The organism is Streptomyces violaceusniger Tu 4113, from assembly GCF_000147815.2.
GTDB classification, from domain to species: Bacteria; Actinomycetota; Actinomycetes; order Streptomycetales; family Streptomycetaceae; genus Streptomyces; species Streptomyces violaceusniger_A.
On sequence record NC_015957.1, the window covers coordinates 698,652 to 722,859 of the forward strand.

Here is a 24,208-nt window from a genome sequence, read left to right on the forward strand (position 1 = left end):
AAGGTGGCGTGCGTTGTTACCTTCCGCGCGGTACGCCTTCGCGCGGGTCCTGGCTGATAAGTATTCGTCGATCCTCAAGACCGTCACCTCTCGCGCACGCACGCGGGGGGCGCAGGAGGCACCGTGCTCACCGCGTTCGCCCGGGCGTTCAAGACGCCCGACCTGCGCAAGAAGCTGCTGTTCACGCTGGCCATCATCGTGCTCTTCAGGCTCGGGCAACATATCCCGATCCCGGGCATCAATTACAAGAATGTCCAGACGTGCATGGACCTCGCCAAGGGCCAGCAGGGGCTGTTCGGCCTGGTCAACATGTTCAGTGGTGGCGCACTGCTCCAGATCACCATCTTCGCGCTCGGGATCATGCCGTACATCACGGCGAGCATCATCCTGCAGCTGCTGACCGTGGTGATCCCGCGCCTCGAAGCCCTCAAGAAGGAGGGCCAGGCCGGGCAGTCGAAGATCACGCAGTACACCCGCTATCTGACCATCGCGCTGGCGATCCTGCAGGGCACCGGCCTGGTGGCCACCGCCCGCAGCGGCTCGCTCTTCCAGAGCTGCCCCGTGGGCGGCCAGATCGTCCGGGACGACTCGATCTTCACCACCGCCGTGATGGTCATCACGATGACCGCCGGCACCGCGCTGATCATGTGGCTCGGTGAGCTGGTGACCGACCGCGGCATCGGCAACGGCATGTCGATCCTGATGTTCGTCTCGATCGCCGCCGGGTTCCCGAGCGCGATGTGGAGCATCAAGCAGCAGGGCAAGATCATGGGCGGCTGGCTGGAGTTCGGCCTGGTGATCCTCTGTGGTCTGGCCATGGTCGGCCTGGTGGTCTTCGTCGAGCAGGCCCAGCGCCGGATCCCGGTGCAATACGCCAAGCGCATGATCGGCCGTCGCTCGTACGGCGGTACGTCCACCTACATCCCGATGAAGGTGAACCAGGCGGGTGTGATCCCCGTGATCTTCGCCTCATCGCTGCTGTACATTCCGGCGCTGATCGTCCAGTTCTCCAATTCGAAGGCCGGCTGGGCGACCTGGATCTCGCAGAACTTCGTCAAGGGCGACCACCCGATCTACATCGCCACGTACTTCCTGCTGATCGTCTTCTTCGCATTCTTCTATGTCGCCATCAGCTTCAACCCCGAAGAAGTTGCCGACAACATGAAGAAGTATGGTGGGTTCATCCCGGGTATCCGGGCTGGTCGTCCCACCGCGGAGTACCTGAGCTACGTGCTGAACCGCATCACGTGGCCCGGTGCGCTCTATCTGGGCTTGATCGCCCTGGTGCCCACGGTGGCACTGGTGACGCTCAACGCCAATCAGAACTTCCCGTTCGGCGGCACGAGCATCCTGATCATCGTGGGTGTCGGCCTGGAGACTGTGAAGCAGATCGAGAGCCAGCTTCAGCAGCGACACTACGAAGGGTTCCTCCGCTGATGCGAATCGTCCTCGTCGGGCCTCCGGGAGCCGGCAAGGGTACGCAGGCCGCGTACCTTGCCGAGAAGCTGTCGATCCCGCATATCTCCACCGGCGACCTGTTCCGCGCGAACATCAGCCAGGGCACCCCCCTCGGCAAGCAGGCGCAGGAGTACATGCGGGCCGGGCAGCTGGTACCGGACGAGGTCACCATCGCCATGGCGGAGGACCGGCTGGACCAGCCGGACGCACAGTCGGGCTTCCTGCTGGACGGGTTCCCGAGGAACCTGGTCCAGGCCGAGGCCCTGGACGCCTATTTGGCTGAGCGCGGGGTCTCGCTGGACGCGGTGCTGGACCTGGAGGTCCCCGAGTCCGAGGTGATCAAGCGCATCGCGGGCCGGCGTACCTGCCGTAATGACAGCTCGCACACGTTCCACGTGGAGTACAAGCCGCCGAAGGTCCCCGGAGTGTGCGACGTCTGCGGCGGCGAGCTGTACCAGCGCGAGGACGACAGCGAGGATACGGTCCGCAAACGACTGGAGGTCTACCACCGGGAGACCGAGCCGATCATCGACTACTACAAGGCCAAGGGCCTGGTCGTGACGATCTCGGCGCTCGGCAAGGTGTCCGAGGTCACCCAGCGGGCGATGGACGCCCTGGCCGCCAAGGCGGCCTAGCAAACAGAGTGTGTGACGGCCGCGACGCCCGCCCCGGGCGTCGCGGCCGTACTGTTGAGCAGAATCGATGGACCGCGGAAGGCTGAGTGATGGTGGAGATCAAGACTCCCGAGCAGATCGCGAAGATGCGTGAGGCGGGACTGGTCGTCGCCGCCATCCATGAGGCGACGCGGGCGGCTGCCGTCCCCGGCGCCACCACCAAGGACCTGGACGACGTCGCCCGTAAGGTCATCGCCGACCACGGCGCCAAGTCGAACTTCCTGGGCTACGGCGGCTTCCCCGCCACGATCTGCACCTCGGCGAACGACATCGTGGTGCATGGCATCCCGGACCAGGAGACCGTCCTCAAGGACGGCGACATCATCTCCATCGACGCGGGCGCGATCGTGGACGGATGGCACGGCGACGCCGCCTTCACCGCCTTCGTGGGCACCGGTCACGCCCCGGAGCTGTACGAGCTGAGCCGGGTGACCGAGGAGTCGATGTGGGCCGGGATCGCGGCGGTCCGCAAGGGCCACCGGCTCATCGACATCTCCAAGGCCATCGAGGGCTACATCCGCCGCCAGCCCCGCCCCGCCTCCGGCAGGTACGGGATCATCGAGGACTACGGCGGCCATGGCATCGGCTCCCAGATGCATATGGACCCGCATCTGCTGAACTACGTCTCCCGGAAGCGCGGCAAGGGCCCGCGGCTGGGCCCCGGCTTCTGCATCGCGATCGAGCCCATGGTGAGCCTGGGCACCGCGAAGACGCATGTGCTGTCCGACGACTGGACCGTCAAGACGGACGACGGCACCTGGTCCAGCCACTGGGAGCACTCGGTCGCGCTGACCGAGGAGGGCCCGCTGGTGCTGACCGCCGTGGACGGCGGCAAGGCCAAGCTGGCCGAGCTGGGCGTGGAGACCGCGCCCGATCCCCTGGCCTGACGATCTCTGTGGGCATAAAGATCTCGATTCCGGGGCATCATGCCCCGGATTCGTGTTTCGGGATGCCCTGACGTAGACTGACACGTCGGCTCACGCATGCCCTCCCGCATGTTGCGAGCCGATCAAGGTAGCCGATCCCGAAAGCAGGACATGGCCAAGAAGCAAGGCGCCATCGAAATTGAGGGCACCGTGATCGAATCTCTGCCGAACGCGATGTTCAAGGTGGAGCTTCAGAACGGTCACAAGGTCCTCGCGCACATCAGTGGCAAGATGCGCATGCACTACATCCGCATCCTGCCCGATGACCGGGTCGTGGTGGAGCTGTCTCCGTACGACCTCACGCGCGGACGGATCGTCTACCGCTACAAGTAGATCTCACGACCCGGAGAACCTCACACCATGAAGGTCAAGCCGAGCGTCAAGAAGATCTGCGACAAGTGCAAGGTGATCCGCCGCCACGGCCGGGTCATGGTCATTTGCGACAACCTGCGCCACAAGCAGCGCCAGGGCTGACGCACACCGGCCGGAATCCTGCATCACTCGCAGCATCTTCGCGCGACGTCATAACTTTGCGTACATACGCAGTCACCCGTTCCCGCCTCGCGGGGACGACACCCCCGGTCGGAGGCCGGGGACCCGGTAGCCGTGCGAACGGTGGCCGGGAGTGGTGCTGCGGAAGACCTCCGACAACCATCTGGAGCCAGATTCATGGCACGCCTCGCAGGCGTTGATCTCCCGCGCGAAAAGCGCGTCGAGGTCGCCCTCACTTACGTCTTCGGCATCGGTCGCACCCTTGCCCAGCAGACGCTCGCCAACACCGGTGTGAACCCGGACACCCGCGTTCGTGACCTGGGCGAAGAAGACCTGGTCAAGATCCGCGAGTACGTGGACAACAACATCAAGACCGAGGGTGACCTCCGTCGCGAGATCCAGGCCGACATCCGCCGCAAGGTCGAGATCGGCTGCTACCAGGGTCTGCGCCACCGCCGCGGCCTTCCGGTCCACGGCCAGCGCACCAGCACCAACGCCCGCACCCGCAAGGGCCCGCGTCGCGCCATCGCCGGTAAGAAGAAGCCGGGCAAGAAGTAGTCCGCACCGGACGCTGTCAAGCGGTCCGAGCTGTAGGACCGACCACCTCCACGGGAGAATTCAGGAATGCCTCCGAAGAGCAGGACGGCCGGCGCCAAGAAGGTGCGCCGCAAGGAAAAGAAGAACGTCGCCCACGGGCACGCTCACATCAAGAGCACGTTCAACAACACCATCGTCTCGATCACGGACCCGACCGGGAATGTGATCTCTTGGGCCTCTGCCGGCCACGTCGGCTTCAAGGGCTCGCGCAAGTCCACTCCGTTCGCCGCGCAGATGGCCGCCGAGTCGGCCGCCCGCCGCGCACAGGAGCACGGCATGCGCAAGGTCGACGTGTTCGTCAAGGGTCCGGGCTCCGGCCGTGAGACCGCGATCCGCTCGCTCCAGGCCACCGGCCTGGAGGTGGGTTCGATCCAGGACGTCACTCCGACTCCGCACAACGGATGCCGCCCGCCCAAGCGTCGGCGCGTCTGACCGGCTGAAGTAGGAGACAACAGAAACATGGCGCGTTACACCGGGGCCGACTGCAAGCGTTGCCGTCGGGAGAAGCAGAAGCTCTTCCTCAAGGGGAGCAAGTGCGAGAGCGCGAAGTGCCCGATCGAGATCCGTCCTTACCCCCCGGGTGAGCACGGTCGCGGGCGCACCAAGGACAGCGAGTACCTGCTGCAGCTCCGTGAGAAGCAGAAGGCGACCCGCATCTACGGCGTCCTTGAGAAGCAGTTCCGTGGCTACTACGCGGAGGCGAACAAGAAGTCCGGCAAGACCGGTGAGAACTTGCTTCGCATCCTCGAGACCCGCCTCGACAACGTGGTCTACCGGGCCGGCTTCGCCAAGTCCCGCGACCACGCACGTCAGCTCGTCCGCCACGGACACATCACCGTGAACGGCCGCAAGACCGACATCCCGTCGGCCCGCGTCACCGTGAACGACATCATCGAGGTCCGCACGAAGTCCCGGACCCTGACCCCCTTCCAGGTGGCTCAGGCCGAGGCGGGCGAGCGCACGGTGCCGGCGTGGCTGGAGGCCATTCCGTCGCAGCTTCGGATCCTCGTGCACTCCATGCCCGAGCGCCAGGTGATCGACACCCAGGTGCAGGAGCAGCTCATCGTCGAGCTCTACTCCAAGTAGTAGACCGCTGGACGATACGGGCGGTACGGAGCCGTTTGGCGCGTACCGCCCGTACCATTGAAGGGTTCGGCGTCAAATAGCGGGCGCCGAAGACTGGAGGCAAACCCATGCTGATCGCTCAGCGTCCCTCGTTGACCGAAGAGGTCGTCGACGAGTTCCGCTCCCGGTTCGTGATCGAGCCGCTGGAGCCGGGCTTCGGCTACACCCTCGGAAACTCCCTGCGTCGTACGCTCCTCTCCTCGATCCCCGGTGCGGCCGTCACCAGCATCCGGGTCGATGGGGTCCTGCACGAGTTCACCACCGTGCCGGGCGTCAAGGAGGACGTCACCGACCTGATCCTCAACATCAAGCAGCTCGTCGTCTCCTCGGAGCACGACGAGCCGGTCGTGATGTACCTGCGCAAGCAGGGCCCGGGTCTGGTCACCGCCGCCGACATCGCCCCGCCGGCCGGTGTCGAGGTGCACAACCCCGACCTGGTCCTGGCCACGCTGAACGGCAAGGGCAAGCTGGAGATGGAGCTCACGGTCGAGCGTGGCCGCGGTTACGTCTCCGCCGTGCAGAACAAGCAGGTCGGCCAGGAGATCGGCCGGATCCCGGTCGACTCCATCTACTCGCCGGTGCTCAAGGTCACCTACAAGGTCGAGGCGACCCGTGTCGAGCAGCGCACCGACTTCGACAAGCTGATCGTCGACGTCGAGACCAAGCAGGCCATGCGGCCGCGTGACGCCATGGCGTCGGCCGGTAAGACCCTGGTCGAGCTGTTCGGCCTGGCCCGCGAGCTGAACGTGGACGCCGAGGGCATCGACATGGGCCCGTCCCCGACGGACGCCGCCCTCGCCGCCGATCTGGCGCTGCCGATCGAGGAGCTCGAGCTCACCGTCCGCTCGTACAACTGCCTCAAGCGCGAGGGCATCCACTCCGTGGGTGAGCTCGTGGCGCGGTCCGAGGCGGACCTGCTCGACATCCGGAACTTCGGCGCCAAGTCGATCGACGAGGTCAAGGCGAAGCTGGCCGGTATGGGCCTGGCGCTCAAGGACAGCCCGCCCGGATTCGACCCGACCGCCGCCGCTGACGCCTTCGGCGCCGATGACGACGCGGATGCCGGTTTCGTCGAGACCGAGCAGTACTGATCGTTGCCCCGCCGCTGGGGCTGAGGCGCTGTCCTCAATCGCCGGACGGGCTTGATTTTGCTGAGCTTGATCGAGTCCGTGCGGCGGGCGACGAAAATTTCCGGCGGGCGGCCGCTCGCCGGTAACTGACACTGGTACCTGATACGGCCGGTGCAGACACCTAGGAGATACACCAATGCCGAAGCCCGCCAAGGGCGCCCGTCTGGGCGGCAGCGCTGCGCACGAGCGGCTCCTGCTGGCGAACCTCGCCACCGCGCTGTTCGAGCACGGCCGGATCACCACCACCGAGGCGAAGGCCCGCCGCCTGCGCCCGGTCGCGGAGAAGCTGGTCACCAAGGCGAAGAAGGGCGACCTTCACAACCGCCGTCTGGTGCTCCAGACCGTCCGCGACAAGAGCGTCGTGCACACCCTCTTCACCGAGATCGGCCCGCGCTACGAGAACCGGCCGGGTGGCTACACCCGGATCACCAAGATCGGTAACCGTCGTGGCGACAACGCCCCGATGGCGGTCATCGAGCTGGTCGAGGCGCTGACCGTGCAGCAGGAGGCCGTCGGCGAGGCCGAGGCCGCCACCAAGCGCACCGCCAAGGACGCTGCCGGTGACACGGCCGCCGCGAACCTCAAGAAGGACGAGGCCACCGAGGCCCCGGCCGCTGAGGCCGAGGCGACCGAGACTCCGGCCGAGCCCGCCGCGGACGCGGCTGATGAGGCCGCGAAGGACGCCTGAGGCGTCGCTACGGCTTTCGTTGTCACGGACGGGCCCGCCCCCAGAATCTGGGAGCGGGCCCGTTCCGCATGGAGAGGAACGGCCCAGTGAGTGACGAGGCGGCGCCCGGTTTCGTACGGGTCCGGCTGGATCTGAGTTACGACGGCAAGGACTTCTCGGGCTGGGCCAAGCAGCGCGAGCGGCGCACCGTGCAGGGCGAGCTGGAGAGCGCGCTGCGGACGGTGACGCGCTCCTCGGAGACCTTCGAGCTGACCGTCGCGGGCCGCACGGACGCGGGGGTCCATGCCCGCGGCCAGGTGGCGCATGTGGATCTGCCCGAGGCGCTGTGGGCCGAGCACCGGGACAGGCTGCTGCGGCGGCTCGCCGGCCGGCTGCCCCATGACGTACGGGTCTGGAAGGTCGCGCAGGCCCCGCCCGGGTTCAATGCCCGCTTCTCCGCGATCTGGCGGCGCTACGCCTACCGGGTCACCGACCACCCCGGCGGGGTCGATCCGCTGCTGCGCGGCCATGTGCTGTGGCATGACTGGCCGTTGGACGTGGCCGCCATGAACGCGGCCTCCGAACGGCTCCTGGGCGAGCACGACTTCGCCGCGTACTGCAAGAAGCGTGACGGCGCGACCACCATCCGCACCCTCCAGCGGCTGGACTGGGTGCGCGGCGCGGACGGTGTCATCACGGCGACCGTGCGGGCGGACGCCTTCTGCCACAACATGGTGCGCTCGCTGGTGGGCGCCCTGCTCTTCGTCGGCGACGGCCACCGTCCCTGGGACTGGCCGGCCAAGGTGCTCGCCGCGGGGGTGCGCGACTCCGCCGTCCATGTCGTCCGTCCTCATGGTCTGACCCTGGAGGAGGTCGGCTATCCGGCCGATGACCAACTCGCCGCCCGTAACCGGGAGTCCCGCAACAAGCGCTCCCTGCCGGGCGCGACGGCGATCGGTTCCGGCTGCTGCTGAAAACGGCGGGTGTGGGCGGCCGATCATTGGGTACTCGCCACGCGCCTCGTGTGCCGACGACTGGAAGACTGAGTCAAGGCGGCGGGGCGATCGGCATGATGCGACTTCCGGGGCCTCCGGAAGATCGATAAAATTTGCCAACCGACAACGGTCGCCGACCGCGAAGGGATCCGCGTGAGTACCAGCGAGGCCGCTGTGCGAGAGCGCCTGACCAGGGCTCTGCAGGAGCGCGACGAGGAAATCGCCGATCGCTGGGTCGAGCTGCAGATGGAGCAGGCCCTGCTTGACACCGACATCGGCGAGGCCGAACTCCGCGAGGAGGCCGACGCCTTGATCGAGGCGCTGGTTCCCGGCCTGCAGAGCGGTGTGCCGGTGGACCGGGTGGTGACCACCACCCCGGGGCTGCACGAGGCCGTGGTGGGGCTGTCGATGCGCCGGGCGCGGGCGGGGGCCACGCCGACGGCGACCTCGCTCGCGGTGCTCGCGCTCAAGGAGGCGCTGCTCAAGGCGGTGCAGCGGGACACCCGGGACGCCGAGGAGCTGTTCGCCTCGGCCGTCTTCATGAACCGGCTGCTGGATGTGGCCGGGGCGCTGTCCTTCGAGACGTATGTGGAGGGCCGGGAGGAGATCATCCGCCGGCAGAGCCAGCAGTTGATGGAGCAGTCGACACCGGTGGTGCGGCTGTGGCGGCAGGTGCTGGCGGTGCCGCTGATCGGCACGCTGGACACCGCCCGGACCCAGGTGGTGATGGAGAATCTGCTCCAGGCCATCCAGGACCATGAGGCGCTGGTCGCGATCATCGACATCACGGGTGTGCCGACGGTGGACACCGCCGTCGCCCAGCATCTGATGCAGACCGTGAACGCGGTGCGGCTGATGGGCGCGGACTGCGTGATCAGCGGGGTCCGCCCCTCGATCGCCCAGACCATCGCCCAGCTCGGCATCGATCTGTCCACCATCCTCACGCGGGCGACGCTGGCCGACGCGCTGGCCGCCGCGATCAAGCTGATCGACGGGCCCGGTCCCGACGGTGACGAAGGAGATGGTCGGTGAACGGTCATCGCTCACCCGGCGTTCCGATTCTGCGACTGGGAGATGTCCTGGTCACCGGCCTGCTCAATGAGCTCGACGACCGGACCGCCATCGCCTTCACCGAGGAGCTCACCGAGCGGATCTCGGCCGAGGGCGCCCGTGGGGTGCTCATCGACATCTCCCGGCTGGAGGTCATCGACTCCTTCGTGGCCCGGACGCTGATGGAGCTGACCACGGTGGCCCGGCTGCTGGGGGCCCGGGTGATCGTGGCCGGGATGCGACCGCCGGTGGCGATCACCCTGGTCGAGCTGGGGATCGAACTGGTCGGTGTGGAGACCGCACTCAATCCGGAGCAGGGGATGGCCGCGCTGGGGTGGCGTCAGGCCCCGCAGCCCCTGGAAGGGGCCCGACGTGGCACTGCCCGGTGAATCCACCCTCGCCTCCCACGGGCCCAAGCGGCCCGCGCGGGCCGAGAGCCGGCGTATGCCCGCGCCGGCCACGTATCCGGTGCGCACCGAGGAGGACCTGCTGACGGTCCGCCATGCGGTGCGCGCGGCCACCGTCGAGGTGGGCTTCGGCCTGGTGGACCAGACCCGTGTGGTCACGGCCGCCAGCGAGCTCGCCCGTAACGCCTATGTCCACGGGGGCGGCGGCACGGTCACCCTCGACTATCCGCGCGAGCCCTCCGGGCGGCGGGGGCTGCGGCTGACCGTCAAGGACGAGGGGCCGGGCATCGCGGACCTCGAGGCGGCGCTCACCGACGGGTTCACCACCGGCTCGGGCCTGGGGCACGGGCTGGGCGGCGCCCGGCGGCTGATGGACGAGTTCACCGTGCGCACCGGCCCGGGCGAGGGCACCGTCGTGGTCGTCATCCGCTGGGCGGCCCGGTGACCCGTATCTTCACGGTGCCCACCGCCCAGGTGCGCGTCGATCACCACAGCGCCGTGCATCTGGCCGCCGAGACGGCGCGTGCGGTGGCCCGGGAGTGCGAGCTGCCGGGGGCGCTGCCCGATCAGGCGGCGGTGATCGCCTCCGAGCTGGCGACCAACCTGGACAAGCACGCCAGCGACGGCACGCTCTACGTCCAGCCGCTGCCGCTGGGCCACGGGGTGGAGATCCTCGCCGCCGACCGCGGCCCCGGTATGCACGACCCCGAGCGCTGTCTGGCCGACGGCTACACCACCTCCGGCACGCTGGGGGTCGGGCTCGGCGCCGTCAGAAGGATGGCGACCCACTTCACCATGCGCAGCGCCGACGGCACCGACGTGGGCACCTGGGCCTGCGCCCGCCTGACCGCGCCGGGCGAGCAGCGGCCGGAGTGGCAGGGGGTGGGCGCGATCTGTCTGCCCGCCGAAGGGGAGGAGGGCTGTGGCGACGCCCGCGGGATCGTCGACACGGACGCCGCCCGCACCGCGGTCGTCCTCGACGGCCTCGGCCACGGCCGGGCCGCCGAGGAGGCGGCCCAGGCGGCGCTGCGGACCTTCCACACCGACCCCGACCGTCCGCTGCCGGACGTGCTCACCCGGATGAACCGGGCCCTGCGGCACACCCGCGGCGCCGCCGTGGGGCTGCTGCGGCTGCACCACGATCGCGCCGACTACTGCGGCATCGGCAACATCCGGGCCCTCGCCCTGACCCCGGGCGGGGTCGAGCACCGGCTGACCGGACAGCCGGGGATCGTCGGCTGGGGCATGCCCACCCCGCGCGTCCACGGCTTCCCGCTGTCCCAGGGCGCCACGGCGGTGCTGCACAGCGACGGTATAGACGCCCGCTGGGCGCTGGACCCGCCCCCGTCCGTGCTCCGTCTTCCGCCGTCCCTGCTGTCCGCCGCACTCGCCCATGGCCATCGCCGCGTCCGCGACGACGCCACGGTGCTCGCGGCCAGGTCACCCTTAAGGCTTCCATGACGACGAGGAACCTCACCTGCGCCACGACGGCCCGGCTCAGCCGGGCCGTTCGGGCGCTGGCCCGGGAGCACGCCCTGGACCCGGAGGTCCGGGGGCGCCTTGTGCTGTCCGCCGCCGAGGCCGCCGGGACGGCGCTGCGCGCCGGGCGGGAAACCGTCCTGGAGTGGGCGTACGACCCGGACGACGGGCTGCTCACGGTGGTGCTGCGGACGCCGGGCGATACGGGCCCGGCGGCGGAGCTGCCGATGGCCCCCGAGGCGGTGACCCAGGACGAGGTGGTCTGGCGCCTTCCGGCGGGCCCGCCGGCGGACGCCGCCGAGGAGGCCCTCGGCGAGGAGGCCCTCGCCGCGGAGGAGTTGCGCGCCGTGCTGGCCGCCGCCGACGCGCTCACCGCCGAGCACCGCCGCCTCAAGGACGAACTCGAGGAGACCAACAGCGGGGTGCTCGCGCTCTACGTCCAGCTCGACGAGCGGGACAAGCAGTTGCGCACCGCGCACGGCCAGACCCTGCGGGAGCTGGAGGACGCGCTGCGCCCGCCGCTCATCGAGGCCGACGGCCTCGAACTCGCCGTGCACTACGAACCGGCCGGCACCGACGCGCCGACCGGCGGGGATCTGTACGACTGGTTCGTGCTGCCCGACGGCACCGTCCACATCACCATCGTGGACGCGCTGGGCCATGGGGTGACCAGTACGCGCAGCGCGCTCAACGTCACCCACGCGGTGCGCACCCTGGCGCTGGAGGGCCACCGCCTCCAGTCGATCGTGGCCCGCACCGACGAGATCCTGCACCCCTTCGACCGGGCCGTGATGGCCACCGTGCTGCTCGCCCGGATCCATCCGGCCACCGGTGAGCTGTGGCTGGCCAACGGGAGCCATCCGCCCGCGCTGCTGCTGCGCCGCGACGGATCGGCCCGCTATCTGGAGGCCCGGGGGCGCGGGATCGGCTTTCCGCTGCCCGGGAGCGAGACACCGCTGACCGAGCGGCTGGCCCCCGGGGACCTCCTCCTGCTCTACACCGACGGGCTCACCGAGAGCCGCCGGGACCCGATCGAGGGCGAGAGGCGCCTGATCGAGGCCGCGCACAAGCATCTGCAGAGCCCGATCGAGGAGGTCCCCGGCGCCATCGCGGAGGATATGCACACGGTGATCCTGCATCCGGATGACACCCTCGCGCTGGCGGTGCGGCTCACCGGTCAGTGATCGGCGGCCGGGCCGAGGCGCTGCCCCGGGATACGGCTCTGCTGAAGATCCCGCTGACGGGGGACCGGGGGCGGGAGCGGGCGCTCGTCGTGCGGCTGTGCGCGCACGAGTTGCTCGAACAGGGGCCGCGCGGCGACCAGCGCCTCCCGCATCCGCTCGGTGGCGGCTTCGGCGGTCTGGCCCTCGGGTACCTGCGCCGCCATGGCGTGCAGCCGGCGGTAGCCGTCGATCTCCCCGGGGTGACGGATGGACAGCGCGTCCATCCGCTTGTCGTCGGACTCGGCCGGATAGCCGCGGTCGACGGCCAAGGCGCCCAGCAGCCGGTCGGCTTCGCGCAGCGCCCAGCCGGGAGAGTCGACGAATCGCTCCTGCACTCCCGCCCACCGCGCCGCGTACTGCTCCCTGGCTTCCGAGGGCAGGCTTCGGACCGGCAGTTCGCCCTTGCGGCCCTGCCGGACCGAGGGGGCGATCACAAGGCCGGCCATGGCGGCCAGGGCCGCCACCAGGATGATGAGCGTGACAGTTGACATCGTTGTGCCTTCCGCAGAGTTTTCCTCGCTCGAGGCTGGTATCACCGAGTGTTACCGGTGATCTCCGCGGCAAACACCGCACCCATGACTCACGTCTCTCAATTGTCTCTGATGGGGGAGATGATGGTGAGGTCTCCGGTGCGGGTGAGGTGGGGTCGGACACCGTGGGTGACCGGGAAGAGGTCCGTTTTGTCGCGGTCCACAATGTCGCCCACGATGCGGCCGATCGGGATCGGGGTCTCTGCCCCCGCGGACTTATGGAGCGTCAGGGTCCAGGCGGCGGCGCCCTCGTCGTCCGTACGGGCCTGCTGGATCCGCTCGTACGGGACGGTGAAGCGGAACCGGCCGCCGTCCAGCGCCGTGGCGCCGGTGAGGAACGAGCGGGCCGGGCCGCGGGACGGGGTGGCCACCGCGGTCGGGGCGGCGTCGGGCCCGAAGCGCGCCCCGTACAGGGTGCCTTCGACGGCGAGTCCCTCGGAGTCCATGCGGATCACCTGGGCCTCGGCATGGACCGGGCGCCGCCAGGCGCGCAGCGCGAGATAGCCGTCGACGGTGGCGTAGGGGATCCACCAGGCGACGGGGGAGCCGGGCAGCGGCTCCAGGCCCAACAGCCCGCGCCCTTCCGCGAAGCGGCAGCCGACCCGGCGGCGGACGCCGTCGGAGCGGCGGACCACATGCAGATCCCAGCGGCCCTCGGCCAGATCGAGCGTCGCCCGGTCGAGCGTGGCCGTCCAGGGCTCGGACGGCGCGATGCTCGCCGGGGGCTGAAGCGGAACGCGGAGGGGAGGCTCGTCGCTCTTCCGGCGGGTGACGGTCAGTTCGAGCTCGCCGCCGCGCACCTCGGCGGGCTCCAGCAGCACCGACAGATTGCCCTCGGCGGTGACCCGGCAGGACGCGACAGGCCGCAGCGGCCTGCGGACCAGTCGCTTGACCGCGCCCTTGAGGGTGGCGGTCAGCGGCGTCCCGGCCGTACGGCCCCGCAGGGGTGCGACCGTACGGCGCCGCCCGGCCGGGGCCTCGGTGCCGCGGGCGGTGTGGAGTTCCTCGATGAGGCGCTCGTAGGAGGCCGCCACGCGCTCCGGGGCGTACCGCCGCGCCGCGATACGGGCCGCCTCGCCCATCGAGCGGCGCAGTTCGCCGTCCTCGATCAGGGTCAGCAGCCCCTTGGCGATCCCGTCGGCGTCGCCGGGCGGCACCAGCAGCCCGTCCCGGCCGTCGGTGATGATCTCGCCCGGCCCGTGCGGGCAGTCGGTGGCGACCACGGGCACCGCGCAGTGCATCGCCTCGACGATCGTCATGCCGAAGGACTCCTCGCGGGAGGTGACGGCGGCGATCGCGCCCTTGGCCCACTCGGTCTCGATGGGGGAGTGGGCGCCCATCAGGGTGATGTGGTCGGCCAGCCCGAGCCCGTCGATCTGGCGGCGCAGCGCGGGGAGTTGGGGGCCGCGGCCGTAGATGCGCAATCGCCAGTCGGGGTGTTTGGCGGCGACCGTCTCCCAGGCGGCCACCAGCAGGTCGTAGCGCTTGACCGGGATCAGCCGGCCCGCGGCCACGACCAGTTTGGCGCGGCCGTCGGAGGGCTCGATCCCGGTGGCGGGCACCCCGTTGGGCAGGGCGGTCAGCCGGGTGGTGACACCGGGGAGGTGGGCCCGGTGGGTGGCCGCGTCGGCTTCGGAGACGGAGGTGTACGCGTCGAGGTGGGGTATGGCGGCGTCGCAGGCGGCGCGGATCTCGGCGCGGTGGGTGCCGTAGAGGCGGTGCTCCTGGCCGATCCGCAGAAAGCGGCCGGTGCGGCCGAGCGTGGCGAGGTAGATGACCAGACCGGGGCGGGTGGCGATGACGACATCGGCGTCGGTGCGGTCGAGATACCCGGCGACGCGTTCATCGGTGAGGGCGTTGAAGTTGGTGGTGCCCCTGGCCTCGGCGTCCGGGATATGGGCGCTGGGCCGCATCAGCAGCGGATGGCCGAGGTCGTTGGCCCGGGCTCCGTCGGCGTGGGGGCGCAGGTCGATCAGGGGTCTGAGCCGTACGGCGGGGTGGAGGGGGAGATTCGGGGCGTCGATGGTGCGGATCAGGGAGACGATCTCCACGGTGTGGTGAGCGGCGAGCGCCGCGGCCACATTGAAGGTCGACCGGATGGTGCCACCGATGCCATAGGCGTTGTGGAGCAGGAAAGAAATCTTCACGGTGATGTACGCCCGGCGAAGCTGATCCGCCGCGGCGTGCCCTCCCCTCCGAGGCCGTGCTCTGTTGTGGTTCCGAACCAGGCTGCATTACGCCGATATGGGGCTGGTGTGATGCCGGTATGGAGCCAGTAAGGACCGATCGGTCCGTAAGACTGGTCAGGGCCGCGAAGGTTGCTTATGCGCATGGTGATATGGGATCCACCACATTCGGGAAAGGGAGTACAACCCTCCCGGTGTTCTGGGAGTCTGCGGGGTGTCCGTGCGGTGGCCGTACGGGCCCGATATCGACCAGGGGTGGACAGAGAAATGAACGAGTCCGGTGCGAAGCGGACCATGGGCGCGGCCATCGCGGCGGTGGCGGCGCTGGGGCTGATGACCGGATGCGGCAGCGACTCCGGTGACGACAAGTCCGACGGCGCCAGGCAGGACGACAAGCCCGCGAGCACCGCCTCGGCCGCGAAGGCGCTGTCCGCGTCCGCCCTGGAGCGGGCCACCCTGGCGAGCGGTGAGCTCAAGGGGTTCGAAATCCAGAAGATGACCGACAAGGAGGTCAGCGAGGGCGGGTCGGCCAAGTCCGGGAAGGCCGAGTGCCAGCCGCTGGCCGCGCTGATGGGGTCCCAGTACGACCCGGCGCCGAAGGCCAGCGTCCACCGCGCCTTCGCCACCGGCCTCACCAAGGCGAAGATCGGCGGCGCCGGCCTGATCCGGGTCTCCTCCTACGGGCCGGGCGACGCCGAGCGGACGATCAAGGACCTGCGCGAGGCGGTGACCGCCTGCCAGGGCGGATTCCCGGCGAAGGACGGCACCGGGGAGAAGTCGGACGTCAAGAAGGTGGCACCGCTCGAAGCGCCGAAGGCGGGGGACGAGGCGCTGGCCTTCAGCCTGCATGACGCGAGCGAGGCAAAGGCCGTCGTCAAGTTCACGGCGGTGCGGTCCGGGTCGCAGCTCATGGTGTTCTTCGGGACGAACATCTCGGACCCCACGAAGTCCGAGGTCCCGGCCGCTCTGGTGGACGCCCAGGTGGCGAAGGTGGAGAAGGCCGTGCGGGGCGCCGCGTCGTAGCGGATCCCCGGTCCCCCCGGCGGGGGGACCGGCGGCTCAGTTGGCGGTGGTGGCGGACGCCTCCGCCGACGCCTGGGCGCTGCCGCGGGCCAGGATGCGGCGGAAGGTGTAGTCGGCCACATCGCGCCCGGCCTGGAGGGCGGCGGTGTCCGACGCCGTGACCGCCTTGCCCGACGTATAGCCGGAGATCGTGAAGTAGGCGTACCGCCCGATCGCGTTCGCCGAGCTCTGGCAGGCGGTCCGGCGGCAGAAGGCCGGCACGCCCCCGCCCGTCAGCGAGGCGATATTGGGCTTGTACTGGTTCTTGGCCTTCTCGGCCGCCGCCTTGCCGTCGAAGACGGCGACGCCGACCGTCACCGCGACGCCGTCCCGGGAGAAGGTGGCCCGGAGCAGCTTGCGGCAGCCGTTGTTCGTCAGCACCGAGCCGAGCGCCCCCTGGGTGCCGGCGGCGCAGCTCGTCGTGGAGGCGGACGCCGCCTTGGTGTACGAGCGGTCGTCCTTCGCGGCGCGCTTCTCCGGGAAGAGGGTGGCCGCGGACAGCGGCGCCTTGTCCCGCCGGGCGCTGGAGATGATGTCCAGCGGCTTCGGCGGCGCGGGCGGCGCGACATCGGAGAAGGTGGGCTCGGGCGCCGCCGACTCGCTGGGGAGGTCCTGGGGGGTGGGCAGCCCGCCGGCCGAGTCGCCGCCGCCCTTGTCCTTGTGGCCGCTGCTGACCACGGCGGTGGCCACGATCGCGGCGACGGCGGCGGTGGCCAGCGCCCCGCCGCCGATGAAGAGCAGCTTGCGGCGCCGGCCCGCGCGGGCGGACTGGTCGGCGAGCGCCGACCAGTCCGGTGCCGACGGCTGAGGCGGCTGAGATCCCCCGGGCCCGTAAGGCCCCCCTTGCCCAAAGCTCATGGCGCGCATCTTAGACCGGCCGGGTGACGCTTTGGACCCACCGGCGAGACGCCGGGCGCGGCCCGGGACCGGCCCGCGTCGGGGACCCCATCCGCGGCGCGCGGGCGTTTTGACTCGCGGGAGTGCGGTCGCCTCCACCGCTCCCGCCGCCGTACTCGCTGGCGGGCGGAGGTGCGGTGATGTCGCGTTCGGCCAGGATGGCCCGTGGTGTCCCGGTGGGCAGGCGCCTCCCGGCGGTGGGCGGAGCCCCCTGTGAGGCGGGTGGGCGGAGCCCCTGTGAGGCGCGCGGGGGCTCGGTCGGCGCTCCAGGGATGCGGGCCGCGATGGGATGCGGTCGACGGACCCATCCGCAAGCGCGGGGGCGTTTTGACCCGCGGTGGGGCGGGCCGGTATTCTGCCAGTTCGTTATGCGTATTGGCTTGCTCGTTCTCACGTGAGAGGCCGTTACGCCGGTCCACCGGGCCGATGACCAGCGGCAGGCACTCGGATGCGTCACCGAGGTGCGGCCAAGGCTGTCGTGATCGTCCGGGTGGCCTTGTCCGGACCCGTCCCCTCGGTCCTAGCGGATCCGGGGAGACCCCACTCACTGAAGAAGCGAAGGCTACGACCGTGCGTACGTTCAGCCCCAAGCCCGGCGACGTCCAGCGTCAGTGGCACGTCATCGACGCCACCGACGTTGTTCTCGGCCGTCTGGCCACTCAGGCCGCCACCCTCTTGCGGGGCAAGCACAAGCCGGTGTACGCGCCGCATGTCGACACTGGTGACTTCGTCATCATCATCAACGCCGACAAGGTGCACCTCTCCGGCAACAAGCGGACCCAGAAGATGGCGTACCGCCACTCCGGCTACCCGGGTGGTCTGCGCTCCATCCGCTACGACGAGCTGCTGGAGAAGAACCCGGAGAAGGCCGTCGAGAAGGCCATCAAGGGCATGCTCCCCAAGAACACCCTGGGCCGTCAGATGCTCTCGAAGCTGAAGGTGTACTCGGGCGGCCAGCACCCGCACACCGCTCAGCAGCCGGTCCCGTTCGAGATCACCCAGGTCGCGCAGTAGTCCCGGCCACCCCTTACGACGAAGAGAATCTGAGGAGCATCGTGGCCGAGACCACCGCCGAGACCCCCGCCGAGACCCCCGCCGAGACCCCCCTCGATGTCGAGCAGTACACCACCGAGAGCGTTGAGACGGTCGAGTCGGAGTACACCTCCGAGTCGCTCGCTTCCCGCTTCGGTGACCCGCAGCCGGCCGCCGGCACCGGGCGTCGCAAGAACGCCGTGGCGCGCGTCCGCATCGTGCCGGGCAGCGGGCAGTGGAAGATCAACGGTCGTACTCTGGAGGAGTACTTCCCCAACAAGGTTCACCAGCAGGAAGTCAACGAGCCCTTCAAGGTGCTCGAGCTGGACGACCGCTACGACGTGATCGCCCGCATCGCGGGTGGTGGCGTGTCCGGCCAGGCCGGTGCGCTCCGTCTGGGCGTCGCCCGCGCGCTGAACGAGGCGGACGTGGACAACAACCGCGCCCCGCTCAAGAAGGCCGGCTTCCTGACCCGTGACGACCGCGCCACCGAGCGTAAGAAGGCCGGACTGAAGAAGGCCCGCAAGGCGCCTCAGTACAGCAAGCGCTGACGCCCATCGCGGCACCGCTGCTTCACCCGAACGCCCCGGCGGCACCACCAGTGCCCCCGGGGCGTTCGGCTATCGCCACCAGGGGGCGTATACCTACAAGCAAGCTTCTGCCCCCCAGCTCGTAACTTCGGAGGACACCAGTGGGACGACTCTTCGGTACGGATGGTGTGCGCGGCGTCGCCAACGCCGATCTGACGGCTGAGATGGCGCTCGGCCTGTCGGTAGCGGCGGCGCATGTGCTCGCCGAGGCGGGAACCTTCGAGGGCCATCGGCCGGTGGCGGTGGTCGGGCGGGATCCGCGAGCGTCCGGGGAGTTCCTGGAGGCGGCCGTGGTGGCGGGGCTGGCCAGCGCCGGAGTCGACGTCCTGCGGGTCGGCGTGCTGCCCACACCGGCCGTCGCGCATCTGACCGGGGCGCTGGAAGCGGACCTCGGGGTGATGCTCTCCGCGAGCCACAACCCGATGCCCGACAACGGGATCAAGTTCTTCGCCCGCGGCGGCCACAAGCTGGCCGACGAGCTGGAAGACCGTATCGAGACCATCTACCGCTCACATGCCTCCGGTGAGCCGTGGGACCGGCCGACGGGCGCCGGGGTGGGCCGGCTCCGGCCCTACGAGGAGGGCTTCGACGCCTACGTGGCCCACCTGGTCAACGCCCTCCCCAACCGGCTCGACGGCCTCAAGGTCGTCATCGACGGGGCGCACGGCGCCGCCGCCCGCGTCTCCCCGGAGGCGTTCGCCCGCGCCGGGGCCGAGGTCGTCACGATCGGCACCGACCCGGACGGCCTCAACATCAACGACGGCTACGGCTCCACCCACCTCGCCCGGCTCCAGGCCGCCGTCGTGGAGCACCGCGCCGACCTCGGCATCGCCCACGACGGGGACGCCGACCGCTGTCTCGCGGTGGACGCGAGTGGCCGCGAGGTCGACGGCGACCAGATCCTCGCCGTCCTCGCCCTGGCCATGCGCGAGGCGGGCGAGCTGCGGGGGGACGCGGTGGTCGGCACCGTGATGTCCAACCTCGGCTTCAAGCTGGCCATGAAGCGCGAGGGCGTCGAGCTGGTCCAGACGGCGGTCGGGGACCGCTATGTCCTGGAGGAGATGAAGACCCGCGGCTACGCGCTCGGCGGCGAGCAGTCCGGCCATGTGATCGTCCTCGACCACGCCACGACCGGTGACGGCACGCTCACCGGACTCCTGCTGGCGGCCCGCGTCGCCGCGACCGGCCGCACCCTGGCCGACCTCGCCGCCGTCATGGAGCGACTGCCCCAGGTCCTGGTCAACGTCCCCGACGTGGACAGGTCCCGCGTAGCCTCCAGCGCCGACCTGGCCGCGGCCGTCGCCGAGGCGGAGCGCGAGCTGGGCGAGACCGGCCGCGTACTCCTCCGCCCGTCGGGCACCGAGCCGCTGGTGCGGGTCATGGTCGAGGCGGCCGACATCGAACAGGCCCGCTCGGTCGCGGGGCGCCTGGCGGACGCGGTGAAGTCGGCCCTGGGCTAGCGGATCTTTCCCCTCCCCGCCCCTTCCCGCTAACGGGGCTCTGCCCCAGACCCCGGCCGGGGCTCCGCCCCTGGACCCCGCTCCTCAAATGCCGGAGGGGCTGGATTGGCTCCCCGTCCCTTCCCGAAGGCGGGGCCCAGCCCTGGCCCCTGCCGGGGCTTCGCCTCTCCCTGGGCCCCGTTCCTCAAACGCCGGAGGGGCTGGATTGCGTCGATATGCGGCGCCGCCGTGCGACAGGGGCTTCGCCCGTGGATCCCGGGGTCCGGGGCGGAGCCCCACCACGCGGCGGAGCCGCACATCGATGCTGCGGGAAGGGGCGGGGTGGGGGAAGCTACCCCCGCCGCCCCCACAAAACCTTCTGCACACCCAACGTCAGCGTCCCCGCCACCACAATCCCCACCAGATTCAGCAGCAACTGCTCCGTAGAGCCCCACATCTGCTCGATGTCCCCATACCCGAGCGCCACCGCCGCATTGGCCGCCGCCGGCACCGTCGTCACCGAGATCGCCACACCCACCAGCGCCCCGGACTTCGCCGACGTCAGCGAAAGCGTTCCCGCGATCCCCGCGAGCACGGCGACCACGAACGAGAACATGTCCGGCTTCCAGATGAAGTCCGTGTTCGGCCGGGCGCGTTCCAGCATGTCCCTGCTGAAGAGGTCCAAGGCGTCCATCACGATGCTGAAGCCGGTGGTCAGCGCCATCGCCGCCGCGAACCCGACCAGCAGCGCGATCGCCGAGCGCGCGGCCAGCCGCGGCGCGCGCCGCACCAGCGCCGTGCACAGCCCCGCCAGCGGCCCGAACTCCGGGCCCACCGCCATCGCGCCGACGATCAGGATCGCGTTGTCCAGCACCACACCGCACGCCGCGATCATCGTCGCGATGACGAGGAAGGCGAGATAGGTGACCGAGAGCGTGGACTCCTCATGGGTGGCGTCCGCCAGTTGCTCCCACAGGACCGCGTCCGCTCCCTCGCCGGGCGCCTCCTCCTCCGCCTTGTCGGCGCGCTTGGACAGCGACAGGTCGATGTTCTCCACCGCGATCGACCCGGTCTCGTCAAGACCCAGCTCGCGCAGCTCGCCCAGCAGACCGTCCCCGGCCTCGCGCGCCACGTCGCACATGACGACGTCCCCCGCGGGCTCGCGGGCGGCGCCCGGCAGCACCACCAGATGAGTGGCGCCGACCGTCTTCCCGACGGTGCGTACCACCGCCTCGGTGCGGTCAGCGGGGACGATCAACCGCAAGTGCAGCATGGCGTACGTACGCTCCTCACAGCTTGCGCAGGGACAGCCGCTGGACCTTGTGGTCCGGCCCCTTGCGCAGCACCAGCGTCGCCCGGCCCCGCGTGGGCTGGACGTTCTGCTTCAGATTGGGCTTGTTGATGGTCCGCCAGATCATTTTGCCGTAGTCCAGCGCCTCCTCCTCGGAGACCTGGGTGTACTTGCGGAAGTACGAGGAGGGGTCCTGGAAGGCCGTCTCCCGCAGCTTCCTGAAGCGGCCCAGATACCAGCGCTCGATGTCCTCGGTCCGGGCGTCCACGTACACGCTGAAGTCGAAGAAGTCCGCGAGCCCCACCCGGGTCAGCCCGTCGTTCCCCGGCAGCGCGGGCTGCAGCACATTGAGCCCCTCGACGATCAGGATGTCGGGGTGGTGCACGGTCTGCCGCTCGTCCGGCACGATGTCGTAGATCAGGTGCGAGTAGACCGGCGCCGACACCTCCGCCCGGCCCGCCTTCACATCGGCGACGAAGCGGGTCAGCGCCCTGCGGTCGTAGCTCTCGGGGAACCCCTTGCGGGACATCAGCCCGCGGCGCCGCAGCTCGGCGTTGGGGTACAGAAAGCCGTCGGTGGTGATCAGCTCCACCCGCGGATGCTCGGGCCAGCGGGCCAGCAGCGCCTGGAGCAGCCGGGCGGTGGTCGACTTGCCGACCGCGACACTGCCCGCCACGCCGATGACGAAGGGCGTACCTGGCTGGGCGCCGTTGCCCCGCTTGGTGTCGCCGAGGAAGGTGTTGAGCGCGCCGCGCAGATTGCCGGTGGCGGCCACGTAGAGGTTGAGCAGCCGGGACAGCGGCAGATAGACGTCCCGCACCTCTTCGAGGTCGATGACGTCGCCGAGTCCCCGCAGCTTCTCCACCTCCTCGGCGGTCAGCGGCAGCGGGGTCTTGTCCCGCAGCGCGCTCCACTCGGCGCGGGACAGATCCACATACGGGGTCGCCTCGCCGCTCCGCCGCTGCGGGCCGCGCACGGTGCGCGCCGCGCGCGCGCTTGACGTGATCACCCCCTCATTGTCATGGCAGGGACCGGCCGAGTGAGCGCGGTTGCGGCGTGGGGTCGGTCACCCCGGCCCGGGGCCGGGGGTCGTACGCTGCGTCCATGTGCGGAATCGTTGGTTATGTGGGAGGGCGGTCGGCCCTCGATGTCGTCCTCGCCGGACTCAAGCGGCTGGAGTACCGCGGCTATGACTCGGCGGGCGTCGCCGTGCTGGCCGATGGCGGGTTGGCGGCCGCCAAGAAGGCGGGCAAGCTGGCCAACCTGGAGAAGGAGCTGGCCGACCGGCCGCTGCCCACCGGCAGTACCGGCATCGGCCATACCCGGTGGGCCACCCACGGCGGCCCGACCGACGCCAACGCCCATCCGCACCTGGACAACGCGGGCCGGGTCTCGGTCGTCCACAACGGCATCATCGAGAACTTCGCCGCGCTCCGCGCCGAGCTGGCCGAGCGCGGCCACGACCTGGCCTCCGAGACCGACACCGAGGTCGTGGCGCATCTGCTCGCCGAGTCGTTCTCCTCCTGCGGCGACCTCGCCGAGGCGATGCGGCAGGTCTGCCGCCGCCTGGACGGCGCCTTCACCCTGGTCGCGGTGCACGCGGACGCGCCCGATGTGGTGGTCGGGGCGCGCCGCAACTCGCCTCTGGTCGTCGGCGTCGGCGAGGACGAGGCGTTCCTCGCCTCCGACGTGGCCGCCTTCATCGCCCACACCCGCGAGGCCATCGAGCTGGGCCAGGACCAGGTCGTGGAGGCCCGCCGGGAGGGTGTGGTCGTCACCGACTTCGACGGGGCGCCGGCCGAGGTCCGCCCGTACCACGTGGACTGGGACGCCTCCGCCGCCGAGAAGGGCGGCTACGACTACTTCATGCTCAAGGAGATCGCCGAGCAGCCGAAGGCCGTCGCGGACACCCTGCTCGGCCGGATCGACCTGGCCGGGAACCTCTGCCTGGACGAGGTGCACATCCCCGCCTCGGTGCTGCGCGAGGTCAGCAAGGTCGTGATCGTCGCGTGCGGCACCGCCTACCACGCCGGAATGATCGCCAAATACGCCATCGAGCACTGGACCCGGATCCCCTGCGAGACGGAGCTGGCCAGCGAGTTCCGCTACCGCGATCCGATCCTGGACCAGCGGACGCTGGTGATCGCCATCTCCCAGTCCGGCGAGACCATGGACACCCTGATGGCGCTGCGGCACGCGCGGGAGCAGGGCGCGAAGGTGCTGGCCATCTGCAATACGAACGGCTCCACCATCCCGCGCGAGTCGGACGCGGTGCTCTACACCCACGCCGGGCCCGAGGTCGCCGTCGCCTCCACCAAGGCGTTCCTCACCCAGTTGGTGGCCTGCTACCTGGTGGCGCTCTACCTGGGCCAGGTGCGCGGCACCAAGTGGGGCGACGAGATCCTCTCCGTGATCCGCGAGCTGTCGGAGATCGCGACCCAGGTGGACCAGGTCCTGGAGACCATGGAGCCGGTACGCGAGCTGGCCCGCACCCTGGCGGACAAGAACACGGTCCTGTTCCTGGGCCGTCACGTGGGCTACCCGGTCGCCCTGGAGGGCGCGCTCAAGCTCAAGGAGCTCGCGTACATGCACGCCGAGGGCTTCGCGGCGGGCGAGCTCAAGCACGGGCCGATCGCGCTGATCGAGCACGACGTACCGGTCGTGGTGGTCGTCCCATCCCCGCGCGGACGCTCGGTCCTCCACGACAAGATCGTCTCCAACATCCAGGAGATCCGGGCACGCGGCGCCCGCACGATCGTCATCGCCGAGCGCGGGGACGAGACGGTGGCCCCCTACGCCGACCACCTGATCGAGATCCCCGCCACCCCCACCCTGCTGCAGCCCCTGGTCGCGACCGTCCCGCTGCAGGTCTTCGCATGCGAGCTGGCCACGGCGCGCGGCAACGAGGTCGACCAGCCGAGGAACCTCGCCAAGTCGGTGACCGTGGAGTGACCCGAC

26 protein-coding genes are annotated in these 24,208 nt (G+C 70.1%); 21 read left to right on the forward strand and 5 right to left on the reverse strand.

Going from position 1 to position 24,208, the window contains the following annotated elements; all coding sequences use genetic code 11:
• Window positions 1–123: 123 nt before the first annotated feature.
• From secY to STRVI_RS03280, 16 genes are all read left to right on the forward strand, one after another.
• Entirely contained in the window at window positions 124–1,437 is a 1,314-nt protein-coding gene (gene secY / locus STRVI_RS03205; RefSeq protein ID WP_014054180.1) for a preprotein translocase subunit SecY, read from the forward strand.
• Complete coding sequence (locus STRVI_RS03210; protein ID WP_014054181.1) at window positions 1,437–2,093, forward strand: adenylate kinase; 657 nt, start codon at window positions 1,437–1,439, stop codon at window positions 2,091–2,093. The genes secY and STRVI_RS03210 overlap by 1 nt, the downstream gene beginning before the upstream one ends.
• Window positions 2,094–2,182: 89 nt before the next feature.
• Window positions 2,183–3,019, forward strand: coding sequence for a type I methionyl aminopeptidase (map, locus tag STRVI_RS03215; protein ID WP_014054182.1), 837 nt, complete (start codon window positions 2,183–2,185; stop codon window positions 3,017–3,019).
• 150 nt (window positions 3,020–3,169) lie between these two features.
• Window positions 3,170–3,391, forward strand: coding sequence for a translation initiation factor IF-1 (infA, locus tag STRVI_RS03220; RefSeq protein ID WP_003956442.1), 222 nt, complete (start codon window positions 3,170–3,172; stop codon window positions 3,389–3,391).
• A 27-nt stretch (window positions 3,392–3,418) separates the two neighbouring features.
• Window positions 3,419–3,532 (forward strand): 50S ribosomal protein L36, encoded by a 114-nt coding sequence (gene rpmJ / locus STRVI_RS03225; RefSeq protein WP_003956441.1) that lies wholly within the window; start codon window positions 3,419–3,421, stop codon window positions 3,530–3,532.
• Window positions 3,533–3,727: 195 nt separating this feature from the next.
• On the forward strand, window positions 3,728–4,108 hold the full coding sequence (rpsM, locus tag STRVI_RS03230; RefSeq protein WP_014054183.1) for a 30S ribosomal protein S13: 381 nt from the start codon (window positions 3,728–3,730) through the stop codon (window positions 4,106–4,108).
• A gap of 66 nt (window positions 4,109–4,174) precedes the next feature.
• Window positions 4,175–4,579, forward strand: coding sequence for a 30S ribosomal protein S11 (rpsK, locus tag STRVI_RS03235; RefSeq protein WP_009715860.1), 405 nt, complete (start codon window positions 4,175–4,177; stop codon window positions 4,577–4,579).
• Between the two features lie 27 nt (window positions 4,580–4,606).
• Complete coding sequence (gene rpsD, locus STRVI_RS03240; protein WP_014054184.1) at window positions 4,607–5,233, forward strand: 30S ribosomal protein S4; 627 nt, start codon at window positions 4,607–4,609, stop codon at window positions 5,231–5,233.
• 107 nt (window positions 5,234–5,340) lie between these two features.
• Window positions 5,341–6,363 carry a DNA-directed RNA polymerase subunit alpha gene (locus tag STRVI_RS03245; RefSeq protein ID WP_014054185.1) on the forward strand — a complete coding sequence of 341 codons (1,023 nt, stop codon included), beginning with the start codon at window positions 5,341–5,343 and terminating at the stop codon, window positions 6,361–6,363.
• A 175-nt stretch (window positions 6,364–6,538) separates the two neighbouring features.
• On the forward strand, window positions 6,539–7,090 hold the full coding sequence (gene rplQ, locus STRVI_RS03250; RefSeq protein ID WP_014054186.1) for a 50S ribosomal protein L17: 552 nt from the start codon (window positions 6,539–6,541) through the stop codon (window positions 7,088–7,090).
• Window positions 7,091–7,176: 86 nt separating this feature from the next.
• The gene (gene truA / locus STRVI_RS03255; protein ID WP_014054187.1) at window positions 7,177–8,043 is read left to right on the forward strand and encodes a tRNA pseudouridine(38-40) synthase TruA; all 867 of its coding nucleotides are present in this window, start codon (window positions 7,177–7,179) and stop codon (window positions 8,041–8,043) included.
• Between the two features lie 174 nt (window positions 8,044–8,217).
• Window positions 8,218–9,096, forward strand: coding sequence for an STAS domain-containing protein (locus tag STRVI_RS03260; RefSeq protein WP_043235341.1), 879 nt, complete (start codon window positions 8,218–8,220; stop codon window positions 9,094–9,096).
• Window positions 9,093–9,503 (forward strand): STAS domain-containing protein, encoded by a 411-nt coding sequence (locus STRVI_RS03265; RefSeq protein ID WP_014054189.1) that lies wholly within the window; start codon window positions 9,093–9,095, stop codon window positions 9,501–9,503. The genes STRVI_RS03260 and STRVI_RS03265 overlap by 4 nt, the downstream gene beginning before the upstream one ends.
• Window positions 9,487–9,966 (forward strand): anti-sigma regulatory factor, encoded by a 480-nt coding sequence (locus STRVI_RS03270; RefSeq protein ID WP_014054190.1) that lies wholly within the window; start codon window positions 9,487–9,489, stop codon window positions 9,964–9,966. The genes STRVI_RS03265 and STRVI_RS03270 overlap by 17 nt, the downstream gene beginning before the upstream one ends.
• On the forward strand, window positions 9,963–10,982 hold the full coding sequence (locus STRVI_RS03275; protein ID WP_014054191.1) for a SpoIIE family protein phosphatase: 1,020 nt from the start codon (window positions 9,963–9,965) through the stop codon (window positions 10,980–10,982). Before STRVI_RS03270 ends, STRVI_RS03275 begins: the two co-directional genes overlap by 4 nt.
• Window positions 10,979–12,184: a PP2C family protein-serine/threonine phosphatase gene (locus STRVI_RS03280; protein ID WP_014054192.1), complete on the forward strand. Its 1,206-nt coding sequence runs from the start codon at window positions 10,979–10,981 to the stop codon at window positions 12,182–12,184. Before STRVI_RS03275 ends, STRVI_RS03280 begins: the two co-directional genes overlap by 4 nt.
• On the opposite strand, the gene STRVI_RS03285 is transcribed toward STRVI_RS03280, so the two are convergent.
• Window positions 12,178–12,714: a hypothetical protein gene (locus tag STRVI_RS03285; RefSeq protein ID WP_014054193.1), complete on the reverse strand. Its 537-nt coding sequence runs from the start codon at window positions 12,712–12,714 to the stop codon at window positions 12,178–12,180. The genes STRVI_RS03280 and STRVI_RS03285 overlap by 7 nt on opposite strands.
• A 98-nt stretch (window positions 12,715–12,812) precedes the next feature.
• Entirely contained in the window at window positions 12,813–14,900 is a 2,088-nt protein-coding gene (locus STRVI_RS03290; RefSeq protein ID WP_014054194.1) for a glycosyltransferase, read from the reverse strand.
• A gap of 306 nt (window positions 14,901–15,206) precedes the next feature.
• On the opposite strand from STRVI_RS03290, the gene STRVI_RS03295 reads away from it, so the two are divergent.
• The gene (locus STRVI_RS03295; RefSeq protein WP_014054195.1) at window positions 15,207–15,962 is read left to right on the forward strand and encodes a hypothetical protein; all 756 of its coding nucleotides are present in this window, start codon (window positions 15,207–15,209) and stop codon (window positions 15,960–15,962) included.
• A 36-nt stretch (window positions 15,963–15,998) separates the two neighbouring features.
• Here the strand turns inward: STRVI_RS03295 and STRVI_RS03300 are convergent, their stop codons facing one another.
• Complete coding sequence (locus STRVI_RS03300) at window positions 15,999–16,859, reverse strand: hypothetical protein (RefSeq protein WP_043235345.1); 861 nt, start codon at window positions 16,857–16,859, stop codon at window positions 15,999–16,001.
• 609 nt (window positions 16,860–17,468) lie between these two features.
• Between STRVI_RS03300 and rplM the strand changes: the two genes are divergently transcribed.
• The 3 genes from rplM (at window position 17,469) to glmM (ending at window position 19,980) form a co-directional block, all read left to right on the forward strand.
• Window positions 17,469–17,912 carry a 50S ribosomal protein L13 gene (gene rplM / locus STRVI_RS03305; RefSeq protein ID WP_014054197.1) on the forward strand — a complete coding sequence of 148 codons (444 nt, stop codon included), beginning with the start codon at window positions 17,469–17,471 and terminating at the stop codon, window positions 17,910–17,912.
• 41 nt (window positions 17,913–17,953) lie between these two features.
• On the forward strand, window positions 17,954–18,481 hold the full coding sequence (gene rpsI, locus STRVI_RS03310; RefSeq protein WP_014054198.1) for a 30S ribosomal protein S9: 528 nt from the start codon (window positions 17,954–17,956) through the stop codon (window positions 18,479–18,481).
• Between the two features lie 140 nt (window positions 18,482–18,621).
• Window positions 18,622–19,980, forward strand: coding sequence for a phosphoglucosamine mutase (gene glmM, locus STRVI_RS03315; protein WP_014054199.1), 1,359 nt, complete (start codon window positions 18,622–18,624; stop codon window positions 19,978–19,980).
• A 331-nt stretch (window positions 19,981–20,311) separates the two neighbouring features.
• Here the strand turns inward: glmM and STRVI_RS03320 are convergent, their stop codons facing one another.
• Both STRVI_RS03320 and coaA read right to left on the reverse strand, forming a co-directional pair.
• On the reverse strand, window positions 20,312–21,232 hold the full coding sequence (locus tag STRVI_RS03320; protein ID WP_014054200.1) for a DUF389 domain-containing protein: 921 nt from the start codon (window positions 21,230–21,232) through the stop codon (window positions 20,312–20,314).
• A 16-nt stretch (window positions 21,233–21,248) separates the two neighbouring features.
• The gene (gene coaA, locus STRVI_RS03325) at window positions 21,249–22,226 is read right to left on the reverse strand and encodes a type I pantothenate kinase (protein WP_014054201.1); all 978 of its coding nucleotides are present in this window, start codon (window positions 22,224–22,226) and stop codon (window positions 21,249–21,251) included.
• Between the two features lie 128 nt (window positions 22,227–22,354).
• On the opposite strand from coaA, the gene glmS reads away from it, so the two are divergent.
• On the forward strand, window positions 22,355–24,202 hold the full coding sequence (gene glmS, locus STRVI_RS03330; RefSeq protein ID WP_043237758.1) for a glutamine--fructose-6-phosphate transaminase (isomerizing): 1,848 nt from the start codon (window positions 22,355–22,357) through the stop codon (window positions 24,200–24,202).
• The last annotated feature ends 6 nt before the right edge of the window (window positions 24,203–24,208 follow it).

Coding starts and splice junctions, on each gene's coding strand:
- STRVI_RS03300 (WP_043235345.1), bottom strand. CDS start 16,859: ATGAGCTTTGGGCAAGGGGGGCCTTACGGGCCCGGGGGATCTCAGCCG.
- STRVI_RS03320 (WP_014054200.1), bottom strand. CDS start 21,232: ATGCTGCACTTGCGGTTGATCGTCCCCGCTGACCGCACCGAGGCGGTG.
- rplQ (WP_014054186.1), top strand. CDS start 6,539: ATGCCGAAGCCCGCCAAGGGCGCCCGTCTGGGCGGCAGCGCTGCGCAC.
- rpsM (WP_014054183.1), top strand. CDS start 3,728: ATGGCACGCCTCGCAGGCGTTGATCTCCCGCGCGAAAAGCGCGTCGAG.
- STRVI_RS03285 (WP_014054193.1), bottom strand. CDS start 12,714: ATGTCAACTGTCACGCTCATCATCCTGGTGGCGGCCCTGGCCGCCATG.
- STRVI_RS03245 (WP_014054185.1), top strand. CDS start 5,341: ATGCTGATCGCTCAGCGTCCCTCGTTGACCGAAGAGGTCGTCGACGAG.
- rpsK (WP_009715860.1), top strand. CDS start 4,175: ATGCCTCCGAAGAGCAGGACGGCCGGCGCCAAGAAGGTGCGCCGCAAG.
- STRVI_RS03210 (WP_014054181.1), top strand. CDS start 1,437: ATGCGAATCGTCCTCGTCGGGCCTCCGGGAGCCGGCAAGGGTACGCAG.
- map (WP_014054182.1), top strand. CDS start 2,183: ATGGTGGAGATCAAGACTCCCGAGCAGATCGCGAAGATGCGTGAGGCG.
- STRVI_RS03280 (WP_014054192.1), top strand. CDS start 10,979: ATGACGACGAGGAACCTCACCTGCGCCACGACGGCCCGGCTCAGCCGG.
- glmS (WP_043237758.1), top strand. CDS start 22,355: ATGTGCGGAATCGTTGGTTATGTGGGAGGGCGGTCGGCCCTCGATGTC.
- infA (WP_003956442.1), top strand. CDS start 3,170: ATGGCCAAGAAGCAAGGCGCCATCGAAATTGAGGGCACCGTGATCGAA.
- rpsD (WP_014054184.1), top strand. CDS start 4,607: ATGGCGCGTTACACCGGGGCCGACTGCAAGCGTTGCCGTCGGGAGAAG.
- STRVI_RS03295 (WP_014054195.1), top strand. CDS start 15,207: ATGAACGAGTCCGGTGCGAAGCGGACCATGGGCGCGGCCATCGCGGCG.
- rpmJ (WP_003956441.1), top strand. CDS start 3,419: ATGAAGGTCAAGCCGAGCGTCAAGAAGATCTGCGACAAGTGCAAGGTG.